The sequence below is a fragment of the Mesorhizobium sp. M7A.F.Ca.CA.004.04.2.1 genome, assembly GCF_004022825.1.
Taxonomy (GTDB): Bacteria; Pseudomonadota; Alphaproteobacteria; order Rhizobiales; family Rhizobiaceae; genus Mesorhizobium.
Genome location: NZ_RZPH01000291.1, coordinates 1 through 5982, shown reverse-complemented (window position 1 = coordinate 5982; position 5982 = coordinate 1). Strand labels below are relative to the sequence as shown.

General features: G+C 62.7%; 7 protein-coding genes and 1 riboswitch. Of the genes, 5 read left to right on the top strand and 2 right to left on the bottom strand.

Translation table 11 applies throughout. The annotated features are described in order from the left end of the window. Both mgtE and EN893_RS15000 read left to right on the top strand, forming a co-directional pair. Positions 1 to 1035: magnesium transporter (mgtE, locus tag EN893_RS15005; RefSeq protein WP_128361619.1), on the top strand; the 1035-nt coding region annotated here is incomplete at its 5' end. Between the two features lie 157 nt (positions 1036 to 1192). Beyond that, on the top strand, positions 1193 to 1579 hold the full coding sequence (locus EN893_RS15000; protein WP_023685221.1) for a MerR family DNA-binding transcriptional regulator: 387 nt from the start codon (positions 1193 to 1195) through the stop codon (positions 1577 to 1579). A 190-nt stretch (positions 1580 to 1769) separates the two neighbouring features. On the opposite strand, the gene EN893_RS14995 is transcribed toward EN893_RS15000, so the two are convergent. Then, a complete protein-coding gene (locus EN893_RS14995) occupies positions 1770 to 2246 on the bottom strand; it encodes an isoprenylcysteine carboxylmethyltransferase family protein (protein WP_127267999.1) in 477 nt (158 codons plus the stop codon). After that, positions 2243 to 3241, bottom strand: coding sequence for a DUF1624 domain-containing protein (locus EN893_RS14990; RefSeq protein ID WP_127267998.1), 999 nt, complete (start codon positions 3239 to 3241; stop codon positions 2243 to 2245). The genes EN893_RS14995 and EN893_RS14990 overlap by 4 nt, the downstream gene beginning before the upstream one ends. 222 nt (positions 3242 to 3463) lie before the next feature. Here EN893_RS14990 and EN893_RS14985 point away from each other — a divergent pair, with 222 nt between their 5' ends. The 3 genes from EN893_RS14985 to EN893_RS14975 all read left to right on the top strand — a co-directional run bounded on the left by EN893_RS14985 (position 3464) and on the right by EN893_RS14975 (position 5948). Next, entirely contained in the window at positions 3464 to 4663 is a 1200-nt protein-coding gene (locus EN893_RS14985) for an MFS transporter (RefSeq protein WP_127267997.1), read from the top strand. 65 nt (positions 4664 to 4728) lie between these two features. Continuing rightward, a riboswitch (cobalamin riboswitch) is annotated at positions 4729 to 4926 on the top strand. A gap of 35 nt (positions 4927 to 4961) precedes the next feature. Next, on the top strand, positions 4962 to 5141 hold the full coding sequence (locus EN893_RS14980) for a CbtB domain-containing protein (RefSeq protein ID WP_127267996.1): 180 nt from the start codon (positions 4962 to 4964) through the stop codon (positions 5139 to 5141). Between the two features lie 15 nt (positions 5142 to 5156). Next, positions 5157 to 5948 carry a CbtA family protein gene (locus EN893_RS14975; RefSeq protein ID WP_127272673.1) on the top strand — a complete coding sequence of 264 codons (792 nt, stop codon included), beginning with the start codon at positions 5157 to 5159 and terminating at the stop codon, positions 5946 to 5948. Positions 5949 to 5982: the final 34 nt, after the last annotated feature.

Sequence of the window (5982 nt, the reverse complement as noted above, 5' to 3'; positions counted from 1 at the left end):
AAGGAGGATCAGGACGAGATCCTGGCGCAGCTGCCGTTCACCGAGCGGATCAGGCTGCGCCGCTCGCTCGACTATCCCGAAGAGACGGCCGGCCGCCGCATGCAGACCGAGTTCGTCGCGGTGCCGCCGTTCTGGACGATCGGCCAGACCATCGACTACATGCGCGACGACCAGAATCTGCCCGAGCGCTTCAGCCAGATCTTCGTCATCGATCCGAGCTTCAAGCTGCTCGGCGCCATCGACCTCGACCAGATCCTGCGCACCAAGCGTTCGGTCAAGGTCGAGGAAGTGATGCACGAGACGCGGCACGCCATTCCGGCCACCATGGACCAGGAAGAGGCTGCACGGGAATTCGAGCAGTACGATCTTTTGTCGGCCGCTGTCGTCGACGAGAACGAACGGCTGGTTGGCGTTCTGACCATCGACGATGTTGTCGACGTCATACAGCAGGAGGCCGAAGAAGACTTGATGCGCATGGGCGGCGTCGGCGACGAGGAGCTTTCCGACAGCATCTTTTCGACCTCGCGCTCACGCGTTCCGTGGTTGCTGATCAACCTTCTGACCGCGTTCCTGGCGGCGTCGGTGATCAGCCTTTTCGACCGCACGATCGAACATATCGTCGCACTGGCGGTGCTGATGCCGATCGTCGCCGGCATGGGCGGCAATGCCGGCTCGCAAACCATGACCGTCACCGTGCGGGCGTTGGCGACCAGGGATCTCGACATCTACAATGCCGGCCGCATCATTCGCCGCGAGATGGGTGTCGGCTTCATCAACGGCATCGTCTTCGCCATCCTGATCGGCATCGTTGCGGCAGCCTGGTTCCGTGACCCCAATCTGGGCGGCATCATCGCGGCGGCGATGATCATCAACATGTTCGTGGCCGCTCTGGCCGGCATCCTGATCCCGCTGCTGCTCGATCGTTTCAAGATCGATCCGGCGGTCGCTTCGGCAGTTTTTGTCACCACGGTTACCGACGTCGTCGGCTTCTTTGCATTTCTCGGCATTGCCACGTGGTGGTTCGGTGTGCCCTGAAGGCATGCCTTTTGGCTTAATTGACTTTTACGTAAATGCCGTGCGAGGCTTGCGCGGGGCGCCATGTCGATTCCGGCATGGCATGGGTTTTGGTTCGGGACATAAGGGCGACGCCGGCATGGCGATCGCCCCTTGGTTTCGGCGTGCGGGAGTGGCAATGCGAGAATATTATTCGATCACCGAGTTGACCCGCGAGTTCGACGTGTCGACGCGGACGCTGCGCTTTTACGAGGACGAAGGGCTGGTGCAGCCGGTGCGGCGTGGCCGCACGCGGCTGTTTCGCCCCTCCGACCGGCACCTCATCCGTCAGATCATGCGCGGCAAGAGGCTTGGCTTCTCGATCAACGAAATCCGCGAGATCATCCAGATGTACAAGGAGCCGCCCGGCGAAGTCGGCCAGCTCAACCTGATGATCAAGCGCATCGAGGAAAAGCGCGAGGATCTCCGGCAGAAGCGCCGCGATCTCGAGGAGACGCTGGCTGAACTCGACCAGGCCGAGGAATCTTGTGTGGAGCGGCTGGTTGAGCTTGGCGTGAATACCTGAGCGGACTGGATTCTGTCGCGCGTTAGCGTTCGGAATTAGCGGAGACGTCTATTCCTTCGTCATCCTAGGGTCTCCGCGACGGAGCTGCGCTCCTGCTTCGCCCTAGGATGACGAGGTTCGCAAGACTTAGGCTAATCGCCGAAGTGTGCACCTGTCAAACCTCTCCGCGATGGAAACCAGGGGCGCCAGCTCAGATCCAGCGGCGCACGCGTTTGGCGTAGTCGCGGTACTTCTTGCCGAATTTTGCCGCCAGCACCTTTTCCTCGCCTTCGATCGCCATTTTCTGCGTGGCATAGGCGGCGATGAACGCGAGTGGCAGGAACCACACGATGCCCGAGACAAAGGCGACCCCGATCAACAGCAGGGTGTTGGCCAGATACATCGGATTGCGGGTGATGCCGAAGGGACCCGTGGTGACCAGGTGATCGGGCACAGCGTTCGGGTTCAGCGTGGTCTTGGCGCGGACCATGGTGCGGATCGCGGTGACCCAGAGCGCGGCGACGGCAAACAGCGCCACCCAGCCGGTGGCGAAAAGAATATCGCCCAGGAGGTCACCGATCCAGGGCAGGGGATAGAGCAGGCCCAGCGCGATGCTGATGGCGATGGCGGCGGTGTAGATCAGCGGCGGCCACGGTATGAGCCCCGGCTTCGGCTGGTTCTCGGTCATTTGACCCCTTCCTCCATCAACTTGCTGTCGGTCTTGGCGGTACACATGCCGGCGAGATCGGACAGATGCGTCTTCCATTCCGCAGTCTGGTCGTTGTTGTAGAGCCGATCAAGCGTTGCCTCGCCCTCGAGCGTATCGAGCATGCAGACACAGTAGCTCGTACAGAACTCGGTGTCGCGCGACTGCTCGCAGGACAGCTGGCAGGTTTTGAGGAAATTCACCTGCGGGGTTTCGACCTGTGCCGGCATGATCTGCGAGAACAGCCACATGCAGCCGATCAGCAATGGCTGGTGGATCAGGTAGAACGCCAGGCTGTGCCGGCCGATAAAGACCAGCGGGTTGGCCCAGCGACCGGGCGCCAATTCGGCAAGCCGGGCAAGTACGCCTGAACCGGCGGCAAGTTTCGTCACCGCGATGCCCGCAAGCACGGCGCCGAACCATGGAAACAGCGGAACGTAGTCGTTGGAGCGTGGATTGTTCGCCGACAGGCCGACCCACCACAGCCATGGGTGATCGAACGCCTCGAGGCGCAGATAGACAGGCGCCGCGATGACGAGCGCGGCGACGACAAGCGTCAGCAGTGCCGGCAGCCGCAGAAAGGCGAGGCCGAGCAGGCTGGCCAGCGCGATCTCGTGCAAGATGCCGAAGAAGATGAATCCATCCGGCGTGGCGATACGGGTGACGACCGATATCGCGATCGCGGCTCCCGCGACCATGGCGAACCGCTTCCAGAAGCCGTTCCAGCGGATTTGTCGGCCATGGGCGAGGTACAGACTGACGCCGACCAGGAACAGGAAGGTCGAAGCGATGCAACGCGCGTAGATCTTCCACCAGCCGAAGGCGGTCAGGCCGGGATCGGTGTAGCCGAAGAACTCCAGATCCCAGGTGAAATGGTAGCTCGCCATGGCGATCAGCGCGATGCCGCGCACGATGTCGATAGCGACGATGCGCTTTGGTCGATCCGGAACGGGTGCGGTCGGCGTTTGGATGCTCATGGTCTCGCATTCTGATTCAGCCCCGCTGGAGGACTATCACGGTTGCCCGGCACAAAAGAAGACCGGCAACTCTGCCGACAACCCGGATCAGCCGCGGCATTGGGCCAGTGCAGGGAAGCCTTTGGCCGGCTTCGCTTTTGCCGGATGCGCGTCGGTTTCCTCTTATTGGCGCTGGGATCGCCACGTCAGATTTGACCCGGTGAATCTGCTTCGGGGAAAGCAATGTCCACCCATGTGCGCCATCCAATCTGGCTGCCGGCTCTCAAGGCCGCGGACGCGCGCACCTTCGCGTCGCTCTATGCGGTCGAATCCTTCGCCCGCGCCACGGTGTCGAGCGTCATCCCGATCCAGGCCTACGAGATCCTGCACAACGAGCAGATCGTGTCGATGCTCTACACAGTCGTGGCGATGCTCGGGCTGTCGGTGACATTGTTCATGCCGATGCTGATCCGCCGTTTTGCCCGGCGCTGGGTCTACACGGCAGGCGCCTGCCTGCTGGCCGTCGGCTCGCTGTTCTTCGTCACCGACACGCTTGCCGGGCAACTGGCCGGCATGCTGTGCCGGGTGATGGGCGCCAGCGCGCTGTCGATCACGCTCAACCTCTACATCATGGACCACATCCGCAAGACCGACTTCATGCAGGCCGAATCGCTGCGCATGGCGTGGTCGATGCTGGCCTGGACCGGTGGGCCGACGCTCGGCATCTTCCTCTACACGCGCTTCGGCATCTATGCCGCGCATGGTACGGTCGCGGTGTTCGCGTTTGGCCTGCTGGCGCTGTTCTGGACCTACCGCCTCGGCGACAACCAGTCTATCCGTCCGGGCAAGACGCGCCCCGTCAATCCGCTCGCCAATATCGGCCGCTTCGTGGCGCAGCCCAGGCTCAGGCTGGCTTGGCTGATCGCCTTTGGGCGCTCCTGCTTCTGGACGACGTTCTTCGTCTATGGGCCGCTGTTCATGGTCATCACAGGTGAGGGCAAGCTGGCCGGCGGCCTGCTGGTTTCGGCCGGCAACGCGCTGTTGTTCATGGCGATTTTCTGGGGCAAGGCAGGAAAGCGCTTTGGTGGCCGCGGGACCATGACATTCGCCTATTTCGCCATGTCGGCCGCGCTTTTGGCGGCGGGCTTCGTCGGCGAAACCGTGCCGCTGCTTACCGGCGCCTTCCTGCTCTGCGGTGCCTTCTTCACCATTGCGCTCGACGCCCTCGGCTCGACCGCCTTCATGCGCTCGGTGCGCTCCTATGAAAGATCTCAGATGGCAGCGGTCTACCGCACCTATCTCGACTTTTCCGAGTTGACGCCGCCGCTGGTCTATTCAGTGGCGCTGGCCTTCTTCGGCCTGGGCTCGGTGTTCGTCACGCTCGGTCTGCTGGCGGCGGTCTGCGGCTTTGTGACGTGGCGCTATCTGCCAAAATCACTTTGACCTTCATGGCGCATTCGCAATGGTCACCGGCGGAATTTGGTTTGCCGGAAGCGAGGATTCTGCCTATAGTCACCGGTGTCGCCGGTTCCATTTTGGAGCCAAGAGGGAATGCGGTGAGGGCGAATTTCGCCCAATGCCGTGGCTGCCCCCGCAACTGTGTGCGGTAGTCCTCTCCATAAACCACTGAGGATTTTTTCTTCGGGAAGGTGGGGAAGGACGCTGATCCGTGAGCCAGGAGACCTGCCGGCGACAGGAAACTGACTTCGATGCCCTCGGGTGGAGGGCGAAAGGACAAGACATGACTACCGCTTCCGTCTCCCTCGGCACCTCCGTCTCCTCGCAGTCGCGCTTCATGCAGCTCGCTCTTGCCGCGCTGCTCGGCGTTTTCGTGATGGGCTTTGTCGGCTTCTCGCATATCGATGCGGTCCACAATGCGGCTCACGACTATCGCCATTCGATGGCGTTTCCCTGCCACTGACGAGGGGCTGACATCATGAACCTGTTTCGCAACGTCGTGTTCATCGCGGCGATCGCAGGGCTCGTGGCCGGCGTCGTCCTCGCCTGCCTGCAAGCCTATGCCACCGTGCCGCTGATCCTGAAGGCGGAAGTCTACGAACAGGCGGGCGGCGGGCATCACCATGACCATGCCGCTCCGGCCGCAACGGATAGCAATGCCATGAGCACAACTGCACCGGCGGGAGATGCCATGAGCTCTGCTGCCCCGGCGGCGGAAGCCGCTCCGGCAGACGAAGGCTGGGCGCCGGCAGATGGTTTCGAGCGTTTCGCCTTCAGCGTGCTTGCCAACATCGTCACCGGCATCGGCTTCGCCTTGATCCTGGTCGCGGTCTCCGAATTCGCCGGCGGCATCGGTGGCTGGCGCCAGGGCGTGTTCTGGGGCCTGGCCGGCTTCGCCGTGTTCACGCTGGCGCCTGGCCTCGGCCTGCCGCCGGAACTGCCGGCCATGCCGGCCGCCGATCTCACCCAGCGCCAGATCTGGTGGTGGGCGACGGTGGCGGCAACCGCTGCCGGTCTCGGCCTGATCGCGTTTCGCAAGTCGCTGCCGCTGGCGATCCTTGCCGTCCTTTTGATCGTCGTGCCGCATGTTGTCGGTGCACCGCAGCCCGACAGTTACGAAACGGCGATTCCGGAAGGGCTGCATCACCAGTTCGTGGTGGCGGTGACCGTGACCAATCTGGTGTTCTGGCTGGTGCTCGGCGCGGTCGTCGGTGTGGTGCGTGGCCGCTTCACCGGCACCGCGACCAGCCTGCGCGACAGCTTTGCCTGATCGCAAGACACTGACCTTCCTCATCGGCGGCGCG

Coding starts and splice junctions, on each gene's coding strand:
- EN893_RS15000 (WP_023685221.1), top strand. CDS start 1,193: ATGCGAGAATATTATTCGATCACCGAGTTGACCCGCGAGTTCGACGTG.
- EN893_RS14995 (WP_127267999.1), bottom strand. CDS start 2,246: ATGACCGAGAACCAGCCGAAGCCGGGGCTCATACCGTGGCCGCCGCTG.
- EN893_RS14990 (WP_127267998.1), bottom strand. CDS start 3,241: ATGAGCATCCAAACGCCGACCGCACCCGTTCCGGATCGACCAAAGCGC.
- EN893_RS14985 (WP_127267997.1), top strand. CDS start 3,464: ATGTCCACCCATGTGCGCCATCCAATCTGGCTGCCGGCTCTCAAGGCC.
- EN893_RS14980 (WP_127267996.1), top strand. CDS start 4,962: ATGACTACCGCTTCCGTCTCCCTCGGCACCTCCGTCTCCTCGCAGTCG.
- EN893_RS14975 (WP_127272673.1), top strand. CDS start 5,157: ATGAACCTGTTTCGCAACGTCGTGTTCATCGCGGCGATCGCAGGGCTC.